This window comes from Streptomyces sp. MUM 2J, assembly GCF_022414535.1.
GTDB lineage: Bacteria > Actinomycetota > Actinomycetes > Streptomycetales > Streptomycetaceae > Streptomyces.
Genome location: NZ_JADWYM010000019.1, coordinates 95,623 through 122,357, shown reverse-complemented (window position 1 = coordinate 122,357; position 26,735 = coordinate 95,623). Strand labels below are relative to the sequence as shown.

Sequence of the window (26,735 nt, the reverse complement as noted above, 5' to 3'; positions counted from 1 at the left end):
CTACCGGTCCAAACCCTGCCGCGCAGGCAGATCTCGCAGATTGATCACGACGCAATACGCTCCCTAGGGGGCGGCGGGCTGGGGCCGGCCGACCTCGTAGAGGAAGCAGCCGTACTCGACGGCCCGGACGTGGACGAGCGCCACGTCCGGGTCGTCGAACGCGTTGTGGAGGCCCTCCGCGAAGCCTTCGGGGGTCCGCACCAGCTGCCCGCCGAGGATGTGCCCGCCGGCGGAGTAGCGGCGCAGGACCCGGTGGGCGTCGGTGAACGCCAGGCCCTCGTCCCGCGGCCCCGCGCACTCCTGCGCGTGGACGAAGACGGGCCCCTGCTCGTCGTAGGCCCCGGGCCGGGCACCGGTTCCGGCCGCCCAGCGGCGCAGGGGCGCGTACGAGACGAGGGCGATCCGCTCGCCGGGGCGGCTGCGGCGCAGGCAGCAGCGCAGCGGGGCGCCGCCCTCGGCGTCGGGGAACGGGGACGGGGCGCGTCCCGCGTCGTCGGTGGTGCGCAGCTCCCTCAGGACCTCCGCCGCGATGGGTCGTGCGATGTGGGTGCTCATGGCGTCGAGGGTCGCGCGCGCGGGCCCGGTCCACCGGCGGTATCCGGACGTCGTCCTCACCCGGGCCCCTCGCAGGAGATCCGTTCCCCGAGGGGCCCGGCAGGTTCTGGATCCGCCGGGGTCGCGTTTCCGGATTCCGGCGGTACGCGACGCGTGAGCAGGGGGAACACTGTGTGCGCGCCGGGGACGAGGCCCCGGGCCGGGCGGAGGACACCCGCGTCCCGTACACCGGCCGCCGTACGCGCCTGTGGTTGGATCGGGAGTGGCTCACGGACCGGGCGGACCCGGTTCGTCTGATTCCTCCGTGAACACTCCGCCCTTTTGACGGCGCAGGGGAAACGGACTCCTGCGGAGCAGGTCAAGGGGCCGCGATGCGCCACCGGAGCGGATCGCGGTGCTCCGACCGGCAACCTTGAACTTCACCCACTGCTTCGCTAGTTTGTGAGCATGCCTACGACGTGCGTGAAGCGGGCGTTCAAGTACCGCTTCCATCCGACCGCTGCGCAGGCGGCCGAGCTGTCGCGCACGTTCGGGTGCGTGCGGAAGGTCTACAATCTGGCGCTCGCGGCCCGCACCGAGGCGTGGGCACGGCAGGAGCGGGTCAACTACAACCAGACCTCGGCCATGCTGACGGCCTGGAAGAAGACTGAGGAACTGGCGTTCCTCAATGACGTGTCGTCGGTGCCGTTGCAGCAGACGCTGCGGCACTTGCAGGCCGCGTTCACCGGTTTCTTCGCCAGGCGAGCGAAGTACCCGCGCTTCAAGTCCCGGAAGAAGTCGCACAAGTCCGCCGAGTACACCACCAGCGGCTTCCGCTTCCGTGACGGCAAGCTGACCGTGGCGAAGATGGCGGAGCCCCTGGCCATCGTGTGGTCGCGTTCCCTGCCGGAGGGGGCGACGCCGTCCACCGTGACGGTGTCGCAGGACAGCGCCGGGCGCTGGTTCGTCTCCCTGCTGTGCGAAGACCCGTCCGTCAAGCCGCTGGCCGCCACGGACACGGCGGTCGGCGTCGACGCCGGCCCGGACCACCTGCTGACCCTCTCCACCGGAGAGAGGATCGCCAACCCCCGCCACGAACGCCGCGACCGCGTCCGGCTCGCCAGGGCCCAGCGGGAGCTGTCCCGCAAGGCCCAGGGGGACGGCGCCAACCGGCGCAGGGCCCGGCGCAGGGTCGCGAAGATCCACGCGAAGATCGCCGACCGTCGCCGGGACGGGCTGCACAAGCTGACCACTCGACTCGTTCGTGAAAACCAAACGATCGTGATCGAGGACCTGAGCGTCCGGAACACGGCCGGGAACCGGAGCCCTGCCCGTGCCATCGGCGACGCGGCGTGGTCGCAGTTCCGGAGCCTCCTGGAGTACAAGGCCGCCTGGTACGGGCGGGAAGTGATCGCGGTGGACCGCTTCTTCCCTTCGTCCAGGCTGTGCTCCGCCTGCGGCACCCTGGCCGACGGGATGCCGCCGAACGTCCGCACCTGGACGTGCGGCTGCGGCACGACCCATGACCGGGACGTGAACACAGCGCGGACCCTTCTGGCCGCCGGGCTGGCGGTGACAGTCTGTGGAGCTGGTGTCAGACCTCAACGGAGCACTCCGGGCGGGCAGTCGGCGACGAAGCAGGAAACCCCGCGGCGCGAGCCGTAGGAATCCCCCTCGATCACGAGGGGGCGGAAGCCAACAGTGTGTCCTGCGGCCTCGCGCCCCGCACTGCGGACGATCTCGCAGCCACCGACGTCGCGGCAGGACAGGGCGGGATCTCCCGCCCCGGGCCACCAGCCTGTGCCGGAAGGGTGACGGCGGCCACGAGCCGTTCGAGCGCCCGTGAACCTCAGCCCACCAGGGTTGGAATCCCCCTCTTCCGTGAGGGGGTGGATGTCGAACACAACGAGGAGATGACCGCGTGCCTGGCACAAACCTGACTCGCGAAGAGGCACAGCAGCGGGCGAAGCTGCTCACCGTGGACTCCTACGAGGTCGATCTCGACCTCTCCGGCGCGCAGGAGGGCGGCACCTACCGGTCCGTGACCACGGTGCGCTTCGACGTGGCGGAGAACGGCGCGGAGTCCTTCATCGACCTGGTGGCCCCGGCCGTCCACGAGGTGACGCTCAACGGGGACGCCCTCGACCCGGCGGAGGTCTTCGCGGACTCCCGGATCCTGCTGCCCGGCCTGCTCCAGGGCCGCAACGTCCTGCGGGTCGCCGCCGACTGCGCGTACACCAACACCGGTGAGGGCCTGCACCGCTTCGTCGACCCGGTCGACGACCAGGCGTACCTCTACACCCAGTTCGAGGTACCGGACGCCCGCCGTGTCTTCGCCTCGTTCGAGCAGCCCGACCTGAAGGCCACCTTCCGGTTCACCGTGCGCGCACCGGAGGGCTGGACCGTGGTGTCCAACTCGCCGACCCCGGAACCCAAGGACAACGTCTGGGCCTTCGACCCGACGCCGCGGATCTCCACGTACGTCACGGCGCTCATCGTCGGCCCGTACCACAGCGTGCACAGCGTCTACGAGAAGGACGGGCAGAGCGTGCCGCTGGGCATCTACTGCCGTCCCTCGCTGGCCGAGTTCCTGGACTCGGACGCCATCTTCGAGGTGACCCGGCAGGGCTTCGACTGGTTCCAGGAGAAATTCGACTACGCCTACCCGTTCGGGAAGTACGACCAGCTCTTCGTGCCCGAGTTCAACGCGGGCGCGATGGAGAACGCCGGTGCCGTGACCATCCGCGACCAGTACGTCTTCCGGTCGAAGGTGACCGACGCGGCGTACGAGGTGCGGGCGGAGACGATCCTGCACGAACTGGCCCACATGTGGTTCGGCGACCTGGTCACCATGGAGTGGTGGAACGACCTGTGGCTGAACGAGTCGTTCGCCACCTACACGTCGATCGCCTGCCAGGCGTACGCGCCCGAGTCCCGGTGGCCCCACTCGTGGACCACGTTCGCCAACTCCATGAAGACGTGGGCCTACCGGCAGGACCAGCTGCCGTCCACCCACCCGATCATGGCCGAGATCCGCGACCTGGACGACGTGCTCGTCAACTTCGACGGCATCACGTACGCCAAGGGCGCGAGCGTGCTGAAGCAGCTCGTGGCGTACGTCGGCATGGACGAGTTCTTCCAGGGCGTCCAGGCCTACTTCAAGCGGCACGCCTTCGGCAACACCCGCCTCACCGACCTGCTGGGCGCGCTGGAGGAGACCTCCGGGCGGGACCTGAAGACCTGGTCGAAGATGTGGCTGGAGACGGCGGGCATCAACGTCCTGCGTCCGGAGATCGAGACGGACGCCTCCGGCGTCATCACCTCCTTCGCGGTCCGGCAGGAGGCCCCGGCACTGCCCGCGGGCGCCAAGGGCGAGCCGGTGCTGCGTCCGCACCGCATCGCCATCGGCCTGTACGCGTTCGACGGCGAGGCGGGCAAGCTGGTCCGCGAGGACCGCGTCGAGCTGGACGTCGACGGCGAGCTGACGGCCGTACCGCAGCTGGTGGGACGCCGCCGCCCGGACGTCGTCCTCCTCAACGACGACGACCTGTCGTACGCCAAGGTCCGTCTGGACGAGCGGTCGCTGGCGTTCGTGACGGAGCACCTCGGCGACTTCGAGGCCTCGTTGCCGCGCGCACTGTGCTGGGCGTCGGCGTGGGACATGACGCGGGACGCGGAGCTGGCGGCCCGCGACTACCTGTCCCTGGTGCTGTCCGGCATCGGCAAGGAGTCGGACATCGGCGTCGTGCAGTCGCTGCACCGCCAGGTGAAGCTGGCGATCGACCTGTACGCCGACCCGACCGGCCGCGAGGCCCTGCTGACCCGCTGGACGGACGCCACGCTGGCCCACCTGCGGTCCGCGGAGCCGGGCGGCGACCACCAGCTGGCCTGGGCGCGGGCGTTCGCGGCGACGGCCCGCACGCCGGAGCAGCTGGACCTGCTGGAGGCCCTGCTGGACGGCACGCACACCGTCGAGGGCCTGGTCGTGGACACCGAACTGCGGTGGGCGTTCGTGCAGCGGCTCGCGGCCGTGGGGCGCTTCGACGAGACCGAGATCGCGGGCGAGTACGAGCGGGACCGGACGGCGGCCGGTGAGCGCCATGCGGCCACCGCGCGCGCCGCGCGCCCGACGCCGGAGGCCAAGGCCGAGGCCTGGGCGTCGGTGGTGGAGTCCGACAAGCTCCCGAACGCCGTGCAGGAGGCGGTCATCGCCGGCTTCGTCCAGACCGACCAGCGGGAGCTGCTCGCGCCGTACACGGAGCAGTACTTCGAGGCGGTCAAGGGTGTCTGGGACTCGCGCTCGCACGAGATGGCCCAGCAGATCGCCGTCGGCCTCTACCCGGCGGTGCAGGTGTCGCAGGACACCCTGAGCCGCACGGACACCTGGCTGGCCGCGGCCGAGCCGGGCGCCGCCCTGCGACGGCTGGTCTCGGAGTCCCGCGCGGGCGTCGAGCGGGCGCTGAAGGCCCAGGCGGCGGACGCCGCGGCGGCCGAGTAGCACGCGTACGGCGGCCGTATCGCCTGCGGACGGGCGGGTGACCGGGAGCGGGTCACCCGCCCGACGTCTGCCGCAGGGCGCCCGCCGTCCCGTCCGCGGCGCCCGGCCGCCCGTTGCCCGCGGTCAGGTCCGACGGCCCTACGGTCGTGCCGGACGGCCGGAGCTGGCCCGCCACGGTCGCGCCGAACGCCACGGCCATGCCGGCCAGTTGGACCGGCGCGAGCGCCTGGCCGAGCGCGGCCCAGCCGACGGTCGCGGCGGTCAGCGGGGAGAGCGGGCCGAGGAAGGTGACCTGGGTGGCGCTCAGGCGGCCGATGCCACGGAACCACAGCCAGTAGCCGACGGCCGTGTTGGCGAGCGCGAGGTAGAGGTAGCCGCCGACCGCCGGACCGTCCAGCGCGGGCGGCGCGCCCTCGATCCCCAGGGCGAGCGGTGCGATGAGCAGCCCGCCCGCGGTCAGCTGCCAGCCGGTCAGGGCGAGCGGGCCGACGCCGGCGGGACGGCCCCACCTCTTGGTCAGGACGGTGCCGGCCGACATCGACGCGGTGGCGGCGAGGGCCGCCGTCACGCCGAGCGCGTCCAGGGCGCCGGCCGCCCGCAGGACGACCAGGCTGACGCCGAACGCCGCAACGACCCCGGTGAGCACGGAACGTACGGTGGGCCGCTGCCCCAGCAGCACCGCCGACAGCCCCACCACGAACAGCGGTCCGACCGAGGTGACGACGGCCGCCATGCCGCCGGGCAGCCGGTAGGCGGACAGGAACAGCAGCGGGAAGAAGGCGCCGATGTTGAGCGCGCCGAGCACGACCGCCCGGCCCCACCACACTCCGCGCGGCAGGACCCGGGTGACGGCCAGGAGCAGCAGTCCGGCGGGCAGGGCCCGCATCAGGCCGGTGAACAAGGGGCGGTCGGGCGGCAGGAACCCGGTGGTGACGGCGTAGGTGGTGCCCCAGGAGACGGGGGCGAGAGCGGTGAGCAGGACGGTGGCCGGGCGGTTCATGGTGGTGGGTCCTTTCGGCGTCACACCGCGACGCGCGCGTCGGCGGAGCCGGACCTGGCCGGCCGGGCAGCCTGCGGGACCGGTGCGGGTGACGAGGCCGGTGCGGGGGTGGAGGGCGCGGCAGGGGTGGAGGGCGCGGCAGAGGCGGAGGCGGACGGGCCGGCCGTACGGGTCGTGGTGGCCGGGACGGGGTGCACCGCCTCGGCCGGCAGGCGGCGCTCGGCCCGGATCAGCAGGACGGCGGCCGCCGCCGAGGTGGCGATCAGCAGCGCCCAGGGCAGCCGGCCGTCCGCCGCGAACAGGACGGTGAACAGCGAGGGCGCCACGGCCTTCGCCAGTGACCAGGACATCTGGTACGCGGCCATGTACCGCCCGCGCGCGTCCTCGGGCGCCGCCGACACGGCGAGCACCTCGGCCGCCGGACTGTGGATCAGCTCACCGAGCGTGTAGACGACGATCACGGCCGTGAGGGCGAGGCCGAGTGCCGGGCCGGAGGCCGGGCGCAGGCAGCCGAGCACGATCTGCGCGGCGAACGCGGCCGAGAACAGGACGCCGCCGAGAGCCGCGGCCCGGGTGCGGCGCGCGCCGGCCCGGCGGACCCGGCTGCCGACGTGGACCCCGGCGAGCGCGCACAGCACGGTGTTGACGGTGAACGCGGAGCCGGTGAGCCCGGCCGGCGCGTGCAGCCACTCCAGCAGGAACAGCGGGAAGAGCACGGACAGGGCCGAGTAGTTGAGCGCGTTGAGGAAGTTGGCTCCGGTGACGACCAGGAAGGGCCGGTCGGCGAGGACGAGCCGGTACCCGGCCCGGCGCCGGGGCGCGGCGGACCGCACCGGCCGCAGCGGGCGCAGCAGCACGGCGGCGACGGCGAAGGAGACCGCGTTGCCCCAGGCAGCGCAGGTGTACCCGGTGGGGCCGGCGAAGAGGATGACCAGGGAGGCGAGGAGCGCCCCGGCACCGTTGCCGGCGTTCTGCAGGGCCCGGGTTGCCGCCTGGAGCCGGTCGCGGTCCGTGCCGTGCGCCACCTCTCCGACCAGGGCCTGCTGTGCGGCGGGGAAGGCGCGGTCGGCTGCCGCGGTGACCAGGGCGACGGCGGCGAAGGCGGGCAGGGCGTGGGCGAAGGGGTACAGCAGGAAGCCGGTGGCACGCACCCCGTACAGAACGTACTGCACACGCTTGGCCCCGTAGCGGTCGACGGCCGCCCCGGCGAGCGGGAGGACGCCGAGGCCGGCGAGGCCGGTCACGGTGAGGACGGCGCCCACGACGGTGAAGGGCAGCCCGGTGACGTGGTGGAAGAAAACCAGCGTGAACGGCACGTACATACCGGTGCCGATGCCGTTGACGGCGGCGGCGACGGGCAGGGCCCACTCGCCCGGTACGCGGTCGGGCCTGTGGCGCGGCTTCTTCACGGCGATCCCCCTCAGTGATTACTTGACGGAAAGCAGCTTAGCCATAAGCTACTTAACGTCAAGCGACTTTCTTGCGGCTCATCGAGGACATGCGGATACTCGGCCCATGAACCCGAACCCCGGCCCGAACCCCGGCTCGACCCCCGGGGCCACCGCGCCCGGCGACCCGGTCGACGCGATCACCGAGCAGTGGGCCGCCGTGCGGCCGGACCTCGACACACGCGCCATGGAGGTCTTCGGCCGCATCTACCGGCTCGCGCGCACCATGGGCGACCGCATGGAGAAGGCGTACGCGCGGTTCGGGATCTCCCGCGGCGAGTTCGACGTCCTGGCCACCCTGCGTCGCGCCGGCGAGCCGTACACCCTCTCGCCGCGCCAGCTCTCGGCGACCCTGATGCTCACCACCGGCGGCATGACCGGCCGCCTCGACAAACTGGAGCGCGCCGGCCTGCTGCGCCGCTCCCCCGACCCGCACGACCGGCGCGGCCTCCAGGTGACGCTGACCGACGAGGGCTTCCGCCTGATCGACGAGGCGGTAGGCGCCGGGCTGGACGTCCAGACGGAGGCGCTGCACGCCTCCCTGACCGGCGAACAGGCCGGCCAACTGGCCGGCCTGCTGCGGGAACTGCTGGCGGGGACGGCACGGGCGGACCGCTAGGGGGTGTTTCGAGAGTCCCGCGCCGCCGCCGCACGGCGCCCGGGCGGCGAGCCCCCTTCGGCGGCTGCCGCGGGCAACGCCGTTCAGCCGACGTGTGCCGTGAGCGCAGCCCCGATCGCGGAGGCGTCCGCCGCGTCCGACGCCCAGGCCGCATAGCCGTCGGGGCGGACCAGGAGGGCGGTACGGCGGTCACTCGACCAGCGAGCGACGACCAGACGGCCCTCACGGGCTGCAGCCGGCACGGCGGTGCACGGCCCCGGGGCGATCAGGACGAAACGGCCGTCGCGCAGGGCCTCGTAGAGGCGGGTGCCGTCGGCCAGGGCGACGTCCGGGACGCGGGTGCCGGTCAGGCGGTGGGCGCCGCGCGGGGCCGGGTAGCGGTAACCGAGGCCGGTGATCTGCCCGAGGGCCCGGCGGCGGGCGGGCGCGGCGTGGTCGAGGAACTCGGTCAGCGCGGAGCGCAGGGCCAGGGTCCAGGGGCGCTCGGCCATCGCCAGGCGGACGATGCCACCGCTGCTGCGCAGGACGGACCGGCCGACCGGGTGGCGCTCGGTCTGGTAGCTGTCGAGGAGGCGCGGGGCCGCATGCCCCTGGAGCACCTGCGCGAGCTTCCAGCTCAGGTTGGCCGCGTCCTGGAGGCCGGTGTTCATGCCCTGCCCGCCGGCCGGGGTGTGCACGTGCGCGGCGTCGCCGGCCAGGAAGACGCGGCCGACGCGGTAGGAGGGCACCTGGCGCTCGTCGCTGTGGAAGCGGGACATCCAACGGGCGTCGTGCATGCCGTAGTCGCGGCCCAGCGCGAGGCGCGCGATCTCCTCGACCTCCTCCAGGCCGAGGGGCTCGTCGCCGGGGACGTCGCGGCCCCGGCGCCAGCCGACGACCCGGTGGTAGCCGTCACCGAACGGCGCGACGAAGGCGAAGGCGCCACCGGCGGCGTTCACGGCGAGCAGGTTGTCCGGCTCCTCCGCCAGCCGCACGTCGGCCAGCACGACGGAGCGGATGACCGAGCGGCCCGGGAAGGGCAGCCCGACCGCGTCCCGCACGGCGCTGCGCATGCCGTCGGCGCCGACGAGGTAGGCGGCGCGGAGCTCCCGCCGCCCGCCGTCCGCAGCACGCACCTGCGCCGTGACACCGTCCAGGTCCTGGGTGAGCCCGGTCATCTCCGTCTCGTGGCGGAACCGGACACCGACCTCGACGGCCCGCCGCTCCAGCACCTTCTCCACCTCGTACTGCGGGATGACGAGGACGTGGTCGAAGCGGGAGGGAAGGGTGTCGAGGGCGATGGTCAGGCCGCCGAACAGACGGAGCCGGCCGAGACGGTGACCGGCGGCCTCGACGGTGTCGGCGAGGCCGCGGGCGTCGAGTTGTTCCAGGGTGCGGACGTGCAGGACGAAGGCACGGGAGAGGTTGCCGATCCTCCGGGGGCGCTTCTCGACGAGGGTGACGGGGATGCCGGCGGCGGCGAGATCGCCGGCCAGGAGCAGTCCGGTGGGACCGGAGCCGACGACGATCACGCCGCTCTCGGGGGTGGGTGTGGCGCTGGGCGTGATGTCGGCGGTACCGCTCATGATGCCCCCTCCTGGATGCCGGCACTCCTGTGCCAACGGTCGTTGGCCAACAACCGTTGGCTTACATGGAAGCGCAGCACCCCACCGATGTCAACTCTTGTTGGCCAACACGTGTTGGCCTACGCTGGCCGATATGCACCGCAGCGAGACACCCCGCGCCCCCGGCTCTTCCGGGCCCCCGGCGCCGACGGCGGCCCGCCGTTCCGACGCCACCCGCGCCGCCATCCTCGACGCCGCCCGCGAACGCTTCGCCACCGACGGCTACGAGCGAACCACCATCCGCGCCATCGCCAGGGACGCGGGCATCGATCCGTCGATGGTGATGCGCTACTACGGCAACAAGGAGGGTCTCTTCGCCGCGGCCGTCTCCGTCGACCTGAGGATGCCCGACCTCGGCGCGGTACCCCGCGACGAGCTCGGACGCGTGCTGGTCACCCACTTCCTCACCCAGTGGGAGGAGAACGAGCAGCTCACAGCCCTGCTCCGGGTGGGGGCGACCAGCAGGGCCGGGGCCCAGCGCATGCAGGGCGTCTTCCGCGACCAGTTGCTGCCGGCCGCCCGCGCCGCCTGTCCCGACCCCGAGCAGGCACCCGCCCGCGCCGCGCTCGTCTCGACGCAGCTGCTGGGCCTCGCCCTCACCCGCTACGTCCTGCACCTGCCCCCGGTCGCGGCCCTGACCCGCGACGAGATCGCGGCCTGGCTGGGCCCCACGGTGCAGCGCTACATGGTCGCACCGCACCCCTGAGTCGGCCGGGCCGCACCGGGCGCGTCCGGCGCGGCCCGGCTCCGGCGCGGGCCGGCCGCGGTACGGATCCGCCGTCGCGCGGGCCGACCGACACGATCCGGCGCCCCCGTCCGGCCGGTCCCCGAAAGGGCCGCACCCGCCCGTCCGGCCGCCTTCGCCGGGCCGCCACCGCCACCGCCACCGCCACGACGAACCCCACCTCGCCCGACCGCCGCCCCGCCAGGCTCCCGCCCACCGCCGGACCGGGCCCGGCTCCGCCCGCGCGCCGTCGCGGCGCGCGCCCCGCAACCGGACCGATCACGCGCTTTGCTCCACTCCGGGTGGATCATGGGTGCATGGATTGTGACGAGATGCGCACTGTTCACCTCTCGGACGTCTGCCATCGCGTCCACTGGGTAGGGCTGCCGTGACCCGTTCACGCCGCACCCCGGCACACGCGACAAGGAGGCCCCCGGTGGCCGCTTCGGCACATCTCCTGCTCTCGGCCCTGTCCAAACCCGACTCCGGGTCCGAACCCGGTTCCGCGCCGGCCGCACGGCCCACCGTGCCCCGGCCCGCGATGCCCTTCGAGCCCGAGAGCTCCCGGCCGTACATCTTCAGCTCCGAGGGGACCCGCGCCGAGATCCCGCTGACCAGCGAGCCGCCGCTGCCCGATGCCGAGCCCCTCACCAGCGAGCCGCCGCTCGCCGACGCCGCGCCGTTGACCAGCGAGTCCGACGCGGAGGCGGACCCCGCCTTCCCGAGGCCGTAGATGGCAGCTCCCGCCCCGCCGCCCAGTGCGGACCTGACCCGGCTCGCCGAACTGCACGGCGTCGCCCCGTCCTTCCAGCCCTCCCCCGGCCGCACGGTCACGGCCTCGGCCACCGCGCTCATCCGGGTGCTCGCCGCCCTCGGGGTGGACGCCGGCACCCCCGAGTCGACGCGGGCCGCACGCGCGGCGCGGGAACGGGACGTCCGCGAGCGGCTGCTGCCGCCGACGGTGGTCTGCTGGAGCGGCAGCGCCCCTCGGGCCCTGGCCGCGCTGCCGGAGGGCGCCAGGCTGCGCGTCGACACCGAGCAGGGCGAGTCGCACGCCACCGTCGACCACCTCCCGCCCGGCGTGCACCGGCTGACGGCGACCGCGCCCGACGGACGCACCGCCGAGACCCACCTGGTGGTGGCCCCGCCACGGCTGCCGACACCGGCGGGGCGGTCGTACGGACTGCTGGTCCAGCTGTACTCGCTGCTGTCGCAGCGCTCGTGGGGTATGGGCGACCTCGGAGACCTCGGCGAGCTCGCAGGCTGGGCCGGACGGGCTCTGGGCGCGGGGTTCGTGCAGGTCAACCCGCTGCACGCGGCCGTTCCGGGAGCCCCGACCGACCCCTCCCCCTACCGACCCTCCTCGCGCCGCTTCCCCGACCCGGTGCATCTGCGGGTCGAGGACGTGCCGGAGTTCGCCTACGTGGAGGACCGCGAGAAGGCGGCGGCGCTGCTGGAGCGGGCGGCCCGGCTGCGGGCGGCGGTGCTGGAGGAGGGCGCGCTGATCGACCGGGACGCGGTGTGGGAGCTGAAGCGGCAGGCCCTGGAGCTGGTGCGGAAGGTGCCGCTCGGGCCGGGCCGGAGGACCGCGTACGCCGACTTCCTCGCCGGGCAGGGCCGGGCCCTGGAGGACCACGCGACGTGGTGCGCGCTGGCGGAGGTGCACGGCCCGGACTGGAGCCGCTGGCCACGAGGGCTGCGTGACGCGCGGTCGGCGGAGACGGAGCGGGCCCGCGTCGAGCTGATGGACCGCGTCGACTTCCACAGCTGGCTGGTGTGGCTCACCGATGCGCAGCTGACGGCCGCCCAGCGGGTGGCGCGGGATGCCGGGATGCCGGTCGGCGTGGTGCACGACCTGGCGGTCGGAGTGCATCCCCAGGGCGCGGACGCGTGGGCCCAGCAGGACCACTTCGCGGCGGGGATGTCGATCGGCGCGCCCCCGGACGCCTTCAACGCGCGCGGCCAGGACTGGGGTCTGCCGCCCTGGCGCCCGGACCGGCTGGCCGCGTCGGGCTACGCGCCGTACCGCCGCCTGCTGCGGGCGCTGTTCCGGTATGCCGGGGCCCTGCGCATCGACCATGTGATGGGCCTGTTCCGGCTGTGGTGGGTGCCGCAGGGTGAGCCGCCGACCGAGGGCGCGTACGTGCGCTACGACGCCGAGGCGATGCTCGCCCTGCTGGTACTGGAGGCCTCGCGGGCCGGGGCGGTGGTGATCGGCGAGGATCTGGGCACCGTGGAGCCGGGGGTGCGCGAGGCGCTGCGCGAGCGCGGGGTGCTGGGCACGTCGGTGCTGTGGTTCGAGCGGGACTGGGAGGGCGGCGGACAGCCGCTGCCGCCGGGCCGGTGGCGCGCGGACTGCCTGGCGACGGCGACCACCCACGATCTGCCGTCGACCGCGGCGCGGCTCAGCGGCGAGCACGTGGAGCTGCGCGACCGGTTGGGCCTGCTGACGCGCCCGCTGGAGGTGGAGCGGGCGGAGGCCGCCGCCGACACGGGAGAGTGGCTGGACCTGCTGGCGCGGCTGGGGCTGCTGGAGGGCGCCGGCGGGGGCGCGGACCAGGTCTCGGAGGAGGCCGGGATCCAGGCCGTGCACCGCTTCCTGCTGCGCACCCCGGCACGGCTGGTCGGCGTCTGGCTGCCGGACGGGGTGGGCGACCGCCGCCCGCAGAATCTGCCCGGCACCTGGGACCAGTACCCGAACTGGCGGCTGCCGATCGCCGACGCGCAGGGCCGCCCGGTGTCCCTGGAGGAGCTGGCGGCCTCACCGCGGCTGTGGGCGCTGATGGAGGTGCTGCGGGGCGGCACCTGACCCGGCGGCGGCCGGTGGGGCCCTCATACGGCACCCCGGGCGCGCGTCTCGTTCCGCCGTTCGCTACGTTTGCACCGTGGACAAGAAGAAGACCCTGCGCGCCGGCGCCCTGGCGGCCGGTACGACGCTGATGATGCTGCTCATGTCGTCCCCCGCGCTCGCGCTGACCCGCGACGACGGCGACGACCCCGGCACGGGCCTCGGCGTCGGCGAGACGCTGGGTCTGTACGTCTTCCTCCCGTTGGTGATCTTCGCGGTCATCACGGGCCTGGTGATGGTCCTGGACCGCTCCAAGATCCGCGTGACGAAGCCGAAGGCCCGGGCCTGACGCCCCGAACGGCGTTCTGAGCCTTCCGCGCCCGATTCCCGAGCCCGGCCCGCCGAGCGCGCGGCCGGGCCTTTCGCTGCCCGCGCGCGGGCGGAGCGACGCAGGTCCCCCGACCCGGGAGGCACGCACGGGAGTGCGGTGCCGTCGACGCCGTGGATCACGGCCGTCCGGCTCTGAGGCGCCGCGCGGGCGACGAAGCACGACGCCGGCCCCCGGGGCACGGGAGCCCTCGGGGCCGGGGGACGCCGACGAGCGCGGTGCCGGCGTCGGGACACCGCGCTCGGGACGGGGGGACGCGGAGGCCCGGATCGTCAGGCGGAGATGCCGTCGATCCGGGCCAGGGCGTCGTCCGCGCCGTACGGCTGCAAATAGGGCAGCCAGCGCGGGTCCCGGTGTCCGGTCCCGATGATGCGCCAGGCCAGACCGGTGGGCGGGGCTGGTTTGTGCCGCAGCCGCCAGCCCAGTTCCACCAGGTGACGGTCGGCCTTGACGTGGTTGCAGCGGCGGCAGGAGGCCACCACGTTGTCCCAGACGTGCTTGCCCCCGCGCGAGCGCGGGATGACGTGGTCGACGCTGGTTGCGACGCCACCGCAGTACATGCACCGGCCCCCGTCGCGGGCGAAGAGCGCCCGGCGGGTCAGAGGAACGGGCCCCCGGTAGGGAACCCGGACGAATCGCTTGAGCCGGACCACGCTGGGTGCGGGGACTGTGACGGTTGCGCTGTGCAGATGGGCGCCGGACTCCTCGAGGCAGACTGCCTTGTTCTCGAGGACGAGGACGAGCGCGCGGCGGAGCGGTACGACGCCGAGCGGCTCGTACGACGCGTTGAGGACCAGGACATGCGGCACGGATGCCTCCTTGTACGCCGGCGGCGCGTGGCTCGCGCCGGGACGATCCGTAGTCAGTCTCCCCTCATGGCTGGTGGACGCGCCACCATGTCCCGGTAACGGGCTGGGAGTGTTTTCGACCACACCTCATGCATCCCCCGGATCCCAGCCGGTCCATCCCACCAGTTCATGCGGCGGATCCCGGCCCCGACGGGCGTCGTAGCCGCTTCCCGGTTCGGCCCGGCGCACCCGCAATGCCCCGTTAGTGTGGTCACCCTGCCCGCCCGGTGACCTTTTCGTGACCTTCTCTGACCGCAGCGCCGGATGGGGTGGAGCGCATCTGGAGGTACCCGCCGTGTCCCTGCCCGCCGTTCTGCCGGCCGCCGACTCGTCACCGTCCCCCTCCCCGTCCACGACGACGGCGCCGGCGGTGCCCTCGCTGGAGGACGCCCAGGAGAGCGCGACGAACGCGGCCAGCTGGATCGAGCAGAACTGGTCGACGTGGCTGGCGATCGGGCTGAAGGTGCTGCTGATCCTGGTGATCGCCGTGGTGCTGCGGAAGATCGTGCTGCGGGCGATCACCAAGCTGATCGACCGGATGAGCCGCACCGGCCAGGCCGTCGACGCCACCTCGCTGGGCGGCCTGCTGGTCAACGCCGAGCGCCGCAGGCAGCGCTCGCAGGCGATCGGCTCGGTGCTGAGGTCGGTGACGTCCTTCCTCATCCTGGGGACGGCCGCGCTGATGGTGATGTCCGCGTTCCAGATCAACCTGGCCCCGCTGCTGGCCTCCGCCGGTGTCGCGGGCGTCGCGATCGGCTTCGGCGCACGCAACCTGGTCACGGACTTCCTCTCCGGCGTGTTCATGATCCTCGAGGACCAGTACGGCGTCGGCGACACGATCGACGCGGGGCCCGCCACGGGGGAGGTCGTCGAGGTCGGCCTGCGGGTGACCAAGCTGCGCGGCCCGAACGGTGCGATCTGGTACGTCCGCAACGGCGAGGTCAAGCGCATCGGCAACCTCTCCCAGGGCTGGGCGACGGCCAACGTGGACGTCACCCTTAACGGCGACGAGAACCTGGACCGGGTCAGGGCCACGCTCGACGGGGTGGCCGAGCGGATGGGCAAGGAAGAGCCCTGGAACGAGTTGCTGTGGAGCCCGATCGAGGTGCTCGGGCTGGACAGCGTGCTGCCGGACTCGATGGTGGTCCGCGTCTCCGCCAAGACCATGCCGGGCAAGGACACGGCGGTCGAGCGGGAGCTGCGCTGGCGTATCAAGCGCGCCTTCGACGCCGCCGACATCCCCGTCGCCGGCGGCGCGACGGCTGCCGCGCCGGAGGACGGGACGCAGGACCCGGCTGCCGCGGTGGCGGCCCCGTCGGCGTTCTCCGACGAGGACTCCCCGCAGGCAGAGGCGGCGGCGCCGATCACCCCGCAGCGGCCGGCACCTCCCAGCAGGTAGCCCAGGGGGCGCACGGGCGCCCCCTAGGCCCCGCCCCCTCACGTCCCCCGGGCGGCCCCGGATCCTCAGCCGGCCCCCGCGCCCCCGCCGGTAACGACTCCGTTGCCGCGGGGGTGCCGTCTCTTGACGCCCCCTTCCCCGGGGCATACGTTCCACCCAAGCCGACAGGAAACTTTCCTAACAGTGACTCGGCGGTGGACGGTCCTCCCGGGTCGCCGGGAAGCCGAGCCGCCGGAAGGGCAGGGGTTCGAAGCGATGGCAGGAACCGCCGGTACGCCGGGTACCCCACGTGTGCTGCGCGCCATGAACGACCGTGCCGCGCTGGACCTGCTGCTGGAGCACGGCCCCCTCTCACGCACCCGGATCGGCAAACTGACCGGGCTGTCGAAACCGACGGCCTCGCAGTTGCTCGCCCGGCTGGAGGCGGCGGGACTGGTGCTCGCGGGCGGCACCAGCGAGGGGCGACCGGGCCCCAGCGCCCGGCTCTACGAGGTCAACGCGGTCGCCGCGCACGCCGCCGGCCTCGACGTCTCCCCCGACCGGATCCGCGCCGCCGTCGCCGACCTCACCGGCCGCGCGGTCGGCGCCTACGAGCTGCCCACCCCGGGGCGGCACCGCACCCGGTCCGTCGCCCAGCAGGTCACCGACGCCCTTGACGGCGCCGTCAAGGCGGCGGGCCTGACCCGGGACGACGTCCACCGGGTCGTCATAGCCACCCCGGGCGCCTTCGACCCGACCACGGGCCGCCTGCGCTACGCCTCCCACCTGCCCGGATGGCATTCCCCCGACGTGCTCGACGCCCTCGCCGCCGCACTGCCGATGCCGGTGGAGTACGAGAACGACGTCAACCTCGTAGCGATCGCCGAGCAGCGGCTCGGGGCGGCCCGCGGGCACGAGGACTTCGTCCTGCTGTGGAACCAGGAGGGCCTGGGCGCTGCCCTGGTCCTCGGCGGCCGGCTGCACCGCGGCTGGACCGGCGGCGCGGGCGAGGTGGGCTTCCTGCCGGTTCCCGGCACGCCCCTGGTCCGCAAGGTGACCAGGGCCAACAGCGGCGGCTACCAGGAGTTGGCGGGTTCGCGGGCCGTCCCCCGGCTCGCCCGTGAACTCGGCATGACGGAGATCCCGTCGGGGCCGCACACGGAAGCCGCCGCGGAACTCGTCCGGCGGGCCGCCGCGGAGGACACCGCGGCGGGCCGGCGACTTCTGGCGGCGTACGCCACCCGGCTCGCGACCGGCCTCGCCTCCCTCGTCTCCGTCCTCGACCCCGAACTCGTCGTCCTGTCCGGCTCCTCGCTCACCGCGGGCGGTGAGGTCCTGCGGCGCCTCGTCCAGGACGAGCTGGCGGAGCTGGCCGCCTCCCGGCCCCGGCTGGTGCTCGGAGACGTGACCGGGCAACCCGTTCTGCGCGGCGCACTGGAGAACGCGCTGGCGACCACCCGCGACGAGGTCTTCGACACCTCCCGCTGACTCCCGCACATCCCCCGGACCCCGGCTCCCCGCCCCGGCCCCGGGCGCCCTGCGCTCCCGACGTCCCGCCTCCCTGCCGTCCCGTCGCCCTCGCCGTCACCGTCACCGTCTCGGACGTTCCGCCGTCCCGGCCCCGCCGCCCCTCACGTCCTCCCCCGACCGATCCCCCTCACCACCACCCACCCCGAGAGGTCTCGCCATGCCCGAAAACTCCCGTTCCCTACCCGGAGTCCCCCGTAGAGCGGCCCTCACGTTCACCACCTCCGGCGCCCCCTCGAAGGACACGACCATCGCCTTCCGGCACGCCTGGAGCGCGCCGGGCGAGGTCGCGGCCGTGAAGTCGCCGGTCGCCGGCTCCGAGAAGGCACGCCCGCACACGTCGACACCGTCGGCGACATGAAGCTCACCGTGGTCGGCGGAGGCTCGACCTACACCCCCGAACTCGTCGACGGCTTCGCACGGCTGCGCGACACCCTGCCCCTGAAGGAACTGGTGCTCGTCGACCCGGCAGAGGACCGGCTGGAACGGGTGGGCGGCCTCGCCCGCCGCATCCTCGCCCGGCAGGGCCACGACAGCAGGGTCGTGACCACCTCCGACCTGGACGCGGGGGTGGACGGCGCGGACGCCGTCCTGCTCCAGTTGCGCGTCGGCGGTCAGGCGGCCCGCGAGCAGGACGAGACCTGGCCCCTGGAGTGCGGCTGCGTCGGCCAGGAGACCACCGGCGCGGGCGGGCTCGCCAAGGCCCTGCGCACGGTGCCCGTCGTCCTCGACATCGCCGAACGGGTCCGGCGTGCCAATCCCCAGGCCTGGATCATCGACTTCACCAACCCCGTCGGCATCGTGACCCGCGCCCTGCTCCGGGCCGGGCACAGGGCGGTCGGGCTGTGCAACGTGGCGATCGGCTTCCAGCGCAGGTTCGCACGGCTGCTCGGCGTCGCACCGGCGGAGGTCCATCTGGACCACGTGGGCCTCAACCACCTCACCTGGGAGACAGGGGTGCGGCTCGGCGGCCCCGAGGGCGAGGACGTCCTGCCCCGGCTGCTCGCGGAGCACGGTGGGACGATCGCCTCGGACCTGCACCTGCCGCACCCCCTGCTGGACCGGCTCGGCACGGTCCCCTCGTACTACCTGCGCTACTACTACGCCCACGACGAGGTCGTGCGGGAGCTGCGCACCAGACCGTCCAGGGCCGCGGAGGTCGCGGCGATGGAACGGGAACTGCTGCGGATGTACGGCGACCCGGCCCTGGACGAGAAGCCGGAGCTGCTCGCCCGGCGGGGCGGGGCCTACTACTCCGAGGCGGCGGTGGACCTGGCGGCGGCGCTGCTCGGCGGCTCCGGCTCGCCGTACCAGGTGGTCAACACCCACAACCGCGGCACGCTGCCGTTCCTGCCGGACGACGCGGTGATCGAGGTACAGGCTGCGGTGGGCCGCTCCGGCCCCGTGCCCCTGTCCGTCGCGCCGGTCGACCCGCTGTACGCGGGGCTGATGGCACACGTCACCGCCTACGAGGACCTGGCGCTGCGGGCGGCTCTGGAGGGTGGCCGCGACCGGGTGTTCCGCGCCCTGCTCGCCCACCCGCTGATCGGCCAGTACGACGCCGCCGACACCCTCACCGACCGACTGATCGCACACAACCGGGAGCACCTTCCGTGGACCTGACCGGGAGCGTCCTCGCCATCGACGCCGGCAACAGCAAGACCGACGTCGCGGTCGTGGCGGCCGACGGAGCCGTCCTCGCCACGGCCCGCGGCGGCGGGTTCCGGCCACCCGCGGTGGGGGTGGCGGCGGCGGTGGACGCCCTTGCGGAGACGGCCGGCCGAGCCCTCGCGGCAGCCGGCACCACCTCCGTCGCCCATGTCTCGGCGTGCCTCGCCAACGCCGACCTCCCGGTGGAGGAGGAGCGGCTGGCCGCCGCGCTGCACGCGCGCGCCTGGGGCCCGTCGGTCCAGGTGCGCAACGACACCTTCGCGATTCTGCGGGCCGGTGTCGCCGAACCGCGCGGGGTGGCCGTGGTGTGCGGTGCCGGCATCAACTGCGTCGGCATGCGGCCCGACGGGCGCACCGCGCGCTTCCCCGCGCTCGGCCGTATCTCCGGCGACTGGGGCGGCGGCTGGGGACTGTCCGAGGAGGCCCTGTGGCACGCGGCCCGCGCCGAGGACGGGCGGGGTGCGCCGACCGAGCTGGCCCGGGCCCTGCCCGCGCACTTCGGGTTGCCCTCGGTGTACGCCCTCGTCGAGGCGCTGCACCTGAAGGACCTGCCGCCCGCCCGGCGCCACGAACTGACACCCGTGCTGTTCGCCACGGCCGCCGGCGGGGACCCCGTCGCGCGGTCCGTCGTCGACCGGCTCGCCGAGGAGATCGTCACCATGGCGGTGGTCGCCCTGACCCGGCTCGACCTGCTGGACGAGGCGGCCCCGGTGCTGCTGGGCGGCGGCGTGCTGACCGCGGGGCACCGGCAACTCGACGCTTCCGTAAGGGGGCTGTTGGCGGATCGGGCACCGGGGGCGGCACCGGTCGTGGTGCGGGAGCGGCCGGTGCTGGGCGCGGCGCTGCTGGGTCTGGACCGGACGGGCGCGGGCACGGAGGTGCAGCGCCGGGTCCGGGCGCATTTCTCGGGCCGGCAACGGTAGGGCGCGAGCGGCGCCGTCCTCCCCCGGCCGCCGCGGACCCCGCGACAGGCGGCGGGCGGCGGGCGGCCCCTGGCACCCGCCGCCCCTCGGGGGAACCGAACCGATCTCCCCCGCGTTCTCATGAGCAGGGAATCACGGGAATCACGGGGGGTACCGCCGTGCGGCGCCGGCCGCGAGCGGCGGGGGCACACTGCGATCCGATCAAGATGCGGTGAAGGCCGGTGCGCAAGCGCGGTACCGGCGGCGATACTTGCGGGCGACGGATGACCCTGGGGGAGGTCAGAGTGACACACCCGCCGACGAGCAGCGCGGTACCGCCGCCGGGTTCCGGCGCGCCCACGGCGCCGGTGATCCCACCCCAGCCGGGCGGGGACCCCGGACGGTCCGTCGCGCCGCCGGACCGTCCGGCCGGCCCTCCCTGCCCGCCCCGACGTACGGCGTTCGCGGAGGGCGTCGACCGGCTGCGCGCCGCCGCGACCACCGAGCCGGGCCGGCTGCGCACCATCGGCGCCGTCCTCGCCCTCCTCGTCATCGCCTTCGGCGCGGTGACCGCCTGGCAGATGACGGACCGGGCGACCGCCGCCGACGACGTGCTGCACAAGAGCCAGCCGCTCAGCTCCGCCGCCGCGGACGTCTACCGCTCGCTGGCCGACGCCAACACGGCCGCCTCCAGCGGCTTCCTGGCCGGCGGCGGGGAGACGAAGGAGACCCGCGACCGGTACGAGCAGGACATCCGCACCGCCGCCACCGGCCTGGTGACGGCAGCCGGCAACTCCGACGCGGGCTCCCCCGCCGCGCGGACCATCGCCCGCCTCAACCGGCTGCTGCCGGAGTACAAGGGCCTGGTCGAGCGGGCCCGCACCTACAACCGGCAGGGCTTCCCGGTGGGCGGCGCGTACCTCAGGTACGCCAACGAGAAGATGCAGAAGGAGATGCTCCCGGCGGCGGAGGACCTCTACCAGCGGGAGAACCAGCGACTGAACGCCGACTACGCGAGCGCCCGCCCCTATCCGTGGGCGGCGATCGCGCTCGGTGTGCTCACCCTGGCGGCGCTCGCCTGGGCCCAGCACCGCCACTACCGGCGCACCCACCGCATCCTCAACCAGGGTCTGGTCGCCGCCACCGCCACGGCGACGGTGGCGCTGCTGTGGCTGGTCGTCGGCCACGGCCTCGCCCGCGCCGCCCTCGACGACTCCTACGACCACGGCGTCCGGTCGCTGAGCGTGCTGCAGGACGCCCGCATCGCCTCCCTCAAGGCGCGCGGCAACGAGAACCTCACCCTGGTCTCGCGCGGCGCCCAGACGGTGAAGGCGGACGGCAGGACCTACGACGCCTACGACTACGACTTCGGCAAGGACATGGAAGCCCTCGGCCGGGGCCTCGCCGAGGCGCAGCGGCTGGCGGACGACCGGGCGGGCCGGCAACCGGTCACCGCGGCCGTCGGCAACATGACGGAGTGGAAGAAGCGGCACACCACCGCCCGCACCGCCGACGAGGACGGCTTCTACGAGCAGGCCCTCGACAAGGTGATCGGCCCCAAGGGTGCCACCGGCGAGTGCTTCGACAGCGTCGACGCCAACCTGGCGAAGTCGCTGACCCACGAACAGGGCGAGTTCCAGCAGGCCGCCGGCGACGGCCTGGACGCGATGACCGGCCTGCCGGTCGGCGCCGCCGTCCTCGCCCTGCTGGGCGGGGCGGGCGCGGTGCTCGGCATCGGGCGCAGGCTGTCGGAGTACCGGTGAAAGGGGGCGGATCGGTGGAAGGGGGCGTGACGATGGCGATACGACGTGTGCGGGCCGGGCTGAAGGGCTGGGGCGGAGTGGGCGCGATGGCCGCCGTCTGCGCCCTGGCGCTGGGCTTCGTGCTGCTGCTGCCGCTGACGCAGTCGCCGGGCCGGGGCGGCGCGGGCACCGGCGGCCCCGGGGCCGCCGAAGGCGTCCGGACGCGCGCCGTCGAGTGCCGGGCACCGGAGAAGCAGACGCTGGCACCGTCCCGCGCGGACGGCCCCACGATCGAGGCGATCAAGAACCGCGCCGGGGCCCGGCGCAAGCTGGTCGTCGGCATCGACCAGAACAGCTACCGCTGGGGCTACCGCGACCCCAACAACCAGGGCGCGCAGCTGGAGGGCTTCGACATCGACCTGGTGCACCGGATCGCCGCGGACATCCTCGGCGACCCGGACGCGGTCCAGTTCAAGGCGATACCCACCGACCAGCGCATCCCGGCGGTCCAGAGCGGCCGGGTGGACATGGTGGTGCGCACGATGACGATCACCTGTGACCGCCTCGGCGAGGTCGCCTTCTCCGCTCCGTACTTCAAGACGGGGCAGCAGGTGCTGGCGGCCAAGTCGTCGCCCGTCACCGGCTACGACAGGTCCCTGGCCGGGCAGACGATCTGCACCGCCGCCGGCTCCACGGCACACACCCGGCTGGCGAAGGACCGCGCGGCGGGCCGTCTGGCGGCCACCGCGGACATCTCCACCACCGTGCCCAACCAGCTGGACTGCCTGGTCAGGCTGCAGTTGGGCGAGGCCGACGCGGTGGTGACCGACGGTGCGCTCGCCGCGAGCCAGGCCGCCCAGGACCCGACGGTCGAGCTGAAGGGCGCGGCGTTCACCACGGAGTACTACGGCGTGGCGATGAAGAGGGACGCCGACGATCTGGTACGCCGGGTCAACCAGGTCCTGGTCGACTACGGACGGAGCGGCTGGCAGGCGTCGTACGACACTTGGCTGTCGGCGACACTGGGCAGGGACTCCACGGCGTCGAAGCCGCCCGCGCCGCAGTACCTGCGCACGAGCTGACGGGGCGGCAGCAACGACGAGTCAGGCAGACGGGCAGCATCCGACACAGCAGCGAGAGGTGATCGATGGGCGTCACGGACCCCACCGGGCCGGTGATGGACCGGGACGAGGTGGACCGTGCGCTGGCGCGGCTCGGCGCCGAGCACGAGGCGATCGAGACCTCCCTGCTCGCCCTCCAGGACCACGCGGGCCGCAGGCTGCTTGAAGGCGCCGAGCTGACCGGGCTCACCCGGGAGCGCTGGGCGGCCACGGAGGCGTCGATCACCCTGCTGTGGGTGTACTTCGACGCCTACTCCGGCGCCCTGCGCACCGCCCGCGCGATCCGCGCCCGCCGCCGCTGGTCGAGCCGCGAAGACCTGGTGGAGCTGACGGAACTGCTGCGCGGCGAGGCGGTGACGGTCGCCGGTTCCGCGGCGGCCCTCGTCAACGCTCCCTCACCGCACGGCGGTCCGGGCCGGCTCAGCGAGCGGTTCTCGCTCGCCGCGTTGGTGGACCGGATGAACGAGCTGTACGCGGCCTCCCTCGACGTGGTCGTCGCCGCCGACGCGGTGTGGTCCGCGCTGCCCGCCCGGATCGACCTGCTCGCCGCGGAACTCCAGCGCACCCGGCAGCTCGCGCACTCGGTCGGGGTGCGCCCCGGCGAGCATCCCGCGGGGGACGACCTGGAGCGCATCACGCGCACGCTGGCCAGGCTGCGCGAGGAGGTGATCTCCGACCCCTTGGCCCACTGGGTGCCGGCGCAGGGCAGTTCGGCGCCGGGCGGCGGCCGGCCCGACACCACGGTCTACGACCGTGAGGCGCGCGCCCTGGAGGACGTGCGCCGGGAAATAGACGCCGTCCTGACCGTGCGCCAGGACGCCGAGCAGCGGTTGGTGCGGCTGCGGGACCTGCTCTCCCGGGCGGACCGCACGCTCTCCGAGGCCCGCACCGCGCGCGGCGAGGTGCTGGCGAAGATCGCGGCCACGGAGGTGCCGGTCGTCAGCGGACCGCCGACCGCGCTGCAGGAGCAGCTGGCGGCGGCGTCGGAATACCGCAGGCAGGCCCGGTGGCATCGCCTCTCCCCGCTGTTGGAGCAGCTGGAGCAGCGCGCGGAGGACGAACTGCTGCGCGCCCGCGAGTCGCTGACGGCGGTCACCGCCCCGCTCGCGGTCCGTGCCGAGCTGCGCGGCCGTCTGGACGCGTACCGGGCGAAGGTCGCCCGGCACGGTCTGGCGGAGGACCCGGTGCTGATCGAGCGGTACGAGAAGGCGCGCCGCATGCTGTGGAGCGCACCCTGCGACCTGCGCGTCGCCGAGCAGGCCGTGCTGCTCTACCAGCGGGCCGCCGCCGAGGCGCTCGGCGCGCCGCACGGGCCGGGGCGGAGCGGACCTCACGACCGGAGGGGGGAGTCGCCGTCATGAGCGGGGCGACGAGTCGGACGGGGCAGACCTGCCAGCGGCCGGGTTGCGGCGGAACGTACGAGGACGTCGGCGGAGGTGAGCTGTACTGCGACACCTGCGGGCTCGCCCCCGTGGTGTCGGCCTCCGCCATGCCCGGCCCGGCGGCCCCCGCCGGTGCACCCGAGGGCCGGAGCTCGGCGGGCAGCGGGAGCGGGCGCAGCGGCCGCGGCTCGGGGACGTCCTCGCAGTCGTCGAGGTCCCGCCGCTCGGTGTCCGGGCGCTTGTCGCGCTCGCTGTCCGGCGGTACGTCGGGCCGTTCGGTGTCGGTGCGCAGCTCCGGTTCCTCCACCGCCTCCTCGGGCCGCAGCCGGCTCGGCGCCGGTCTGGTCGAGGTGCCGCAGGTGCCGCGGCCCGACCCGCGCTCGATGGTGCTGGAGCACCCCGAGGTGCCCGAGCGGAAGCGGTTCTGCTCGCGCTCCGACTGCGGGGCGCCGGTGGGGCGGGCACGCGGCGGCCGGCCCGGCCGCACGGAGGGCTTCTGCACCAAGTGCGGCCACCCGTACTCCTTCGTGCCGAAGCTGACCGGCGGGGACGTCGTGCACGGCCAGTACGAGGTCGTGGGCTGCCTGGCGCACGGCGGCCTCGGCTGGATCTACCTGGCCGTGGACCGGGCGGTCTCCGACCGCTGGGTGGTCCTCAAGGGCCTGCTGGACACCGGTGACCAGGACGCCATGGCGGCGGCGATCTCCGAGCGGCGCTTCCTCGCGGAGATCGAGCACGCCAACATCGTCCGGATCTACAACTTCGTCGAGCACCTCGACCAGCGCACCGGCTCCCTCGACGGCTACATCGTCATGGAGTACGTGGGCGGCAAGTCGCTGAAGGAGATCGCCAACGCGCGCCGCACGACCGACGGACGGCGCGATCCCCTGCCGGTGGAGCAGGCCTGCGCCTACGGCATCGAGGCGCTGGAGGCGCTCGGCCACCTGCACAGCCGCAACCTCCTGTACTGCGACTTCAAGGTCGACAACGCCATCCAGACCGAGGACCAGCTCAAACTGATCGACATGGGCGCGGTGCGCCGCATGGACGACGACGAGTCGGCGATCTACGGCACGGTGGGCTATCAGGCGCCCGAGGTGGCGGAGATCGGCCCGTCGGTGGCGTCCGACCTGTACACGGTGGGCCGCACCCTGGCGGTCCTCACCTTCGACTTCCAGGGCTACACCACCGTCCACGTCGACTCCCTGCCCGACCCGGACGACATCGGCGTCCTCCGGCAGTACGAGTCGTTCTACCGGCTCCTGGTCCGGGCCACGGACCCCGACCCGGCCCGCCGGTTCGCCTCCGCTCAGGAGATGGCCGAGCAGCTCACCGGTGTCCTGCGCGAGGTGGTCTCCCTGCAGACGGGGCGGGCCCGGCCCGCGCTGTCCACGCTGTTCGGACCGGAGATCCGGGTCACGGACACGCAGCTGTTCCCCCCGCTGGACGGCGAGGTCTCGCAGCTCGGGGCGCGTGTGACAAGGCGCGGGCGGCGCGGGGCGGCCGCGCCGCCGGCCGGGGCAGCCCCCTCACCGCTGATCGGCACGCCCCCGCACGGCACCGCAGCCCTCACCGGGCACCCGGCCCCGCAGCCGTACGCCGCCGATGCCGGCGGCGGCAGCGTCAGGCCCGTCGCCGTCGCCGCCGCCGCGCTCGCCCTGCCGGTGCCCCGGGTGGATCCCTCCGACCCCAACGCCGGGTTCCTGGCGGGGCTGATGGCCTCCGCGTCCGCGGAACTGATCGCCGCGCTGCACGCGGCGCCCACCCGCTCACCGGAGCTGCGGCTGCGCGAGCTGAGGGCGTCCCTGGAGACGGGGGAGACGGCCGGCGCGGTGCAGGTGCTGGAGGCACTGGAGAGCGACCATCCCGACGACTGGCGGGTGGTCTGGTACCGGGGTGTGACCGCGCTGGTCACCGGCGACCACGAGGGCGCCGCGCTCGCCTTCGACGCGGTCTACGACGCCTTTCCCGGGGAGACCGCGCCCAAGCTGGCACTCGCGCTGTGCGCGGAGGTCCTGGGCCAGCAGGACAACGCCGCCGAGTACTACCGGCTGGTGTGGTCGACCGATCCGAGCTGTGTGGGCGCCGCGTTCGGCCTGGCCCGGGTCCAGCTCGCGACCGGGGACCGGCGAGGTGCCGTACGGACGCTGGAGTCGGTGCCGGGGTCGTCCATCCACTACACGGCGGCGCGGGTGGCGGCCGTCCGGGCCCGGCTGCGGCACCGCGCGGCGCCCGCCGCCGACATGCCGTTCCTGGAGGACGTGGGAGCCGCCGCGGCACAGGTCGAGGCGCTGGACACGTACGGTCTGGATCCCACGCGGCGCGAGCAGTTGGCCACCGAGGTCCTCGGCAGCGCGCTGGACTGGATACTCTCCGGTGGCTGGGCCGGCCCGCCCGCCGCCCGGCGCCTGCTGCTCGGCAGCGAGCTGGACGAACGGGGCCTGCGCTTCGGTTTGGAGCGCTCGTACCGCATGCTGGCCAGGCTGGCGCCCGGCGGCGAGGAGAGGATCGACCTGGTGGAACGTGCCAACCGTTACCGCCCCCGGACATGGGTGTAGTTG

At 74.0% G+C, this 26,735-nt stretch carries 20 protein-coding genes; 15 read left to right on the top strand and 5 right to left on the bottom strand.

The features are described 5' to 3' along the window. Window positions 1-63: 63 nt before the first annotated feature. Window positions 64-555 carry a DUF1203 domain-containing protein gene (locus tag I3F54_RS17600; RefSeq protein ID WP_240119748.1) on the bottom strand — a complete coding sequence of 164 codons (492 nt, stop codon included), beginning with the start codon at window positions 553-555 and terminating at the stop codon, window positions 64-66. Window positions 556-1,002: 447 nt separating this feature from the next. Between I3F54_RS17600 and I3F54_RS17595 the strand changes: the two genes are divergently transcribed. Next, a complete protein-coding gene (locus I3F54_RS17595) occupies window positions 1,003-2,199 on the top strand; it encodes a transposase (protein WP_240119747.1) in 1,197 nt (398 codons plus the stop codon). 256 nt (window positions 2,200-2,455) lie between these two features. Then, complete coding sequence (pepN, locus tag I3F54_RS17590; protein WP_240119746.1) at window positions 2,456-5,032, top strand: aminopeptidase N; 2,577 nt, start codon at window positions 2,456-2,458, stop codon at window positions 5,030-5,032. 52 nt (window positions 5,033-5,084) lie between these two features. Here pepN and I3F54_RS17585 read toward each other — a convergent pair whose 3' ends face one another. Both I3F54_RS17585 and I3F54_RS17580 read right to left on the bottom strand, forming a co-directional pair. Further along, the gene (locus I3F54_RS17585) at window positions 5,085-6,032 is read right to left on the bottom strand and encodes an EamA family transporter (RefSeq protein WP_240119745.1); all 948 of its coding nucleotides are present in this window, start codon (window positions 6,030-6,032) and stop codon (window positions 5,085-5,087) included. Between the two features lie 20 nt (window positions 6,033-6,052). After that, a complete protein-coding gene (locus I3F54_RS17580; protein WP_240119744.1) occupies window positions 6,053-7,441 on the bottom strand; it encodes an MFS transporter in 1,389 nt (462 codons plus the stop codon). A 106-nt stretch (window positions 7,442-7,547) separates the two neighbouring features. Between I3F54_RS17580 and I3F54_RS17575 the strand changes: the two genes are divergently transcribed. Next, window positions 7,548-8,099 (top strand): MarR family winged helix-turn-helix transcriptional regulator, encoded by a 552-nt coding sequence (locus I3F54_RS17575; RefSeq protein WP_240119743.1) that lies wholly within the window; start codon window positions 7,548-7,550, stop codon window positions 8,097-8,099. Between the two features lie 83 nt (window positions 8,100-8,182). Here I3F54_RS17575 and I3F54_RS17570 read toward each other — a convergent pair whose 3' ends face one another. Then, a complete protein-coding gene (locus I3F54_RS17570; RefSeq protein WP_240119742.1) occupies window positions 8,183-9,664 on the bottom strand; it encodes an FAD-dependent monooxygenase in 1,482 nt (493 codons plus the stop codon). Between the two features lie 133 nt (window positions 9,665-9,797). Between I3F54_RS17570 and I3F54_RS17565 the strand changes: the two genes are divergently transcribed. The 4 genes from I3F54_RS17565 (at window position 9,798) to I3F54_RS17550 (ending at window position 13,564) form a co-directional block, all read left to right on the top strand. Then, window positions 9,798-10,409, top strand: a complete 612-nt coding sequence (locus I3F54_RS17565; protein WP_240119741.1) for a TetR family transcriptional regulator — start codon at window positions 9,798-9,800, stop codon at window positions 10,407-10,409. 454 nt (window positions 10,410-10,863) lie between these two features. Next, complete coding sequence (locus I3F54_RS17560) at window positions 10,864-11,160, top strand: hypothetical protein (RefSeq protein ID WP_240119740.1); 297 nt, start codon at window positions 10,864-10,866, stop codon at window positions 11,158-11,160. Further along, window positions 11,161-13,236 carry a 4-alpha-glucanotransferase gene (gene malQ / locus I3F54_RS17555; RefSeq protein ID WP_240119739.1) on the top strand — a complete coding sequence of 692 codons (2,076 nt, stop codon included), beginning with the start codon at window positions 11,161-11,163 and terminating at the stop codon, window positions 13,234-13,236. Window positions 13,237-13,312: 76 nt separating this feature from the next. Then, window positions 13,313-13,564 (top strand): hypothetical protein, encoded by a 252-nt coding sequence (locus I3F54_RS17550; protein ID WP_240119738.1) that lies wholly within the window; start codon window positions 13,313-13,315, stop codon window positions 13,562-13,564. Between the two features lie 311 nt (window positions 13,565-13,875). Here I3F54_RS17550 and I3F54_RS17545 read toward each other — a convergent pair whose 3' ends face one another. Then, a complete protein-coding gene (locus I3F54_RS17545) occupies window positions 13,876-14,412 on the bottom strand; it encodes an HNH endonuclease (RefSeq protein ID WP_240119737.1) in 537 nt (178 codons plus the stop codon). Between the two features lie 334 nt (window positions 14,413-14,746). On the opposite strand from I3F54_RS17545, the gene I3F54_RS17540 reads away from it, so the two are divergent. The 8 genes from I3F54_RS17540 (at window position 14,747) to I3F54_RS17500 (ending at window position 26,732) form a co-directional block, all read left to right on the top strand. Further along, a complete protein-coding gene (locus tag I3F54_RS17540) occupies window positions 14,747-15,850 on the top strand; it encodes a mechanosensitive ion channel family protein (RefSeq protein WP_240119754.1) in 1,104 nt (367 codons plus the stop codon). Between the two features lie 255 nt (window positions 15,851-16,105). After that, window positions 16,106-17,317 carry an ROK family transcriptional regulator gene (locus tag I3F54_RS17535; RefSeq protein ID WP_240119736.1) on the top strand — a complete coding sequence of 404 codons (1,212 nt, stop codon included), beginning with the start codon at window positions 16,106-16,108 and terminating at the stop codon, window positions 17,315-17,317. 396 nt (window positions 17,318-17,713) lie between these two features. Then, window positions 17,714-18,979, top strand: coding sequence for a 6-phospho-beta-glucosidase (locus I3F54_RS17525; protein ID WP_240119753.1), 1,266 nt, complete (start codon window positions 17,714-17,716; stop codon window positions 18,977-18,979). Next, complete coding sequence (locus I3F54_RS17520) at window positions 18,970-19,950, top strand: BadF/BadG/BcrA/BcrD ATPase family protein (RefSeq protein WP_240119735.1); 981 nt, start codon at window positions 18,970-18,972, stop codon at window positions 19,948-19,950. Before I3F54_RS17525 ends, I3F54_RS17520 begins: the two co-directional genes overlap by 10 nt. A 284-nt stretch (window positions 19,951-20,234) precedes the next feature. Further along, on the top strand, window positions 20,235-21,692 hold the full coding sequence (locus I3F54_RS17515) for a hypothetical protein (protein WP_240119734.1): 1,458 nt from the start codon (window positions 20,235-20,237) through the stop codon (window positions 21,690-21,692). A gap of 32 nt (window positions 21,693-21,724) precedes the next feature. Then, entirely contained in the window at window positions 21,725-22,753 is a 1,029-nt protein-coding gene (locus tag I3F54_RS17510) for a glutamate ABC transporter substrate-binding protein (protein WP_240119733.1), read from the top strand. A 65-nt stretch (window positions 22,754-22,818) separates the two neighbouring features. Continuing rightward, window positions 22,819-24,153 (top strand): hypothetical protein, encoded by a 1,335-nt coding sequence (locus I3F54_RS17505; protein WP_240119732.1) that lies wholly within the window; start codon window positions 22,819-22,821, stop codon window positions 24,151-24,153. Further along, window positions 24,150-26,732 (top strand): serine/threonine-protein kinase, encoded by a 2,583-nt coding sequence (locus I3F54_RS17500; RefSeq protein ID WP_240119731.1) that lies wholly within the window; start codon window positions 24,150-24,152, stop codon window positions 26,730-26,732. Before I3F54_RS17505 ends, I3F54_RS17500 begins: the two co-directional genes overlap by 4 nt. Window positions 26,733-26,735 lie beyond the last annotated feature (3 nt).